1 protein-coding gene is annotated in these 1,309 nt (G+C 70.2%); it reads left to right on the forward strand.

Going from position 1 to position 1,309, the window contains the following annotated elements; all coding sequences use genetic code 11:
* Nucleotides 1-18: 18 nt before the first annotated feature.
* On the forward strand, nucleotides 19-1,309 hold a 1,291-nt coding region (locus AB0H50_RS35510), incomplete at its 3' end, for an AMP-binding protein (RefSeq protein ID WP_357461669.1).

A 1,309-nucleotide genomic window follows, 5' to 3' on the forward strand; every position in this document is an offset into this window, starting at 1 on the left:
GACACGGTTCCCGTCCTCATGAGCCGGTTGCTCGACGGAGGCCTTCTCGATCCGGAGCACCACCGGCCCGCCAAGGTCACCGTCGGCGGTGAAGCTGTGGGGGGCGAACTGTGGCGCACCCTCGCCGCCTCCGGTGTCGAGGCGTTCAACTGCTACGGACCCACCGAATGCACCGTCGACTCCTCCTACGCCCGGATCTCCGGTGAGACCGTCACGATCGGCGGGCCGACGGCGGGCACCCGGCTGTACGTGCTCGACAACTGGCTTCGCCCGGCGGCTCCCGGGGTCGCAGGCGAACTGTACGTCGGCGGAACCGGCGTCACCCGCGGATACCTGGGCCGTCCCGGCCTGAGCGCCGAACGATTCGTGGCCGACCCCTACGCCGCCGGGGGACAACGCATGTACCGCACAGGTGACGTCGTGCGCTGGAACCACGACGGGCACCTCGAGTACGTGGGACGCGACGACGACCAGGTCAAGATCCGGGGCTACCGCATCGAACTCGGAGAGATCGAAGCCGCCACCGTCGCCGATCCGCACGTGCGGGCCGCCGTCGTCGTTCCCCACACCGACGAGCGCGCGGTGACCAGGCTGGTCGCCTACGTGGTGGCCGACGGCACCGTCGAGCCCGGGGACCTCCGTGCCGCTCTCGGGAAGCGACTGCCCGAGTACATGGTCCCCGCTGCCGTTGTCCTCCTCCCGGTCCTGCCGGTCACCACCAACGGCAAGATCGACAAGAAGGCTCTTCCCGCACCGGATTTCGCGGCGCTCGCCGGATCCGGTGAAGCCACCACCGAACTGGAGAAGACCCTGTGCGGCGCGTTCGCCGACGTGCTCGGGCTCGAGCGGGTAGGCGTCGAGGACGACTTCTTCGCGCTCGGCGGGGACTCCATCGTCTCGATCCAACTCGTCGCGCGACTGCGCGCCGCCGACATCCGGGTGACCGCGCGTCAGGTGTTCGAACTGCGCACCGTTGCCGCGATCGCGGCAGCGCACGACACCGCGCCCGCAGCGGAGACGGACCGGGAACGCACTTCGGCCGTCGGGGAGGTTCCGCCGACACCGATCGTCCGCGAGACGCTCACCCACATGTCCGCCCGCACGCTGCGCCGCTTCACCCAGTCCCGTCTGCTGGTCGCGCCGCAGGGTCTGGCGACCGGCGATCTCGTCGCCGCCGTGCAGGAACTGCTCACCACCCACCACATGCTGCGGTCGCAGTTCGTCATCGAAACGGAGGACGGAGACGCCTCCGCGTCGTGGGTCGTACCGTCCGAGACGCCGGACGCCGCCGAACTGGTCCGGCGCGTGG

Origin of the sequence: Nocardia sp. NPDC050793 (genome assembly GCF_040654065.1) — a bacterium.
Taxonomy (GTDB): Bacteria; Actinomycetota; Actinomycetes; order Mycobacteriales; family Mycobacteriaceae; genus Nocardia.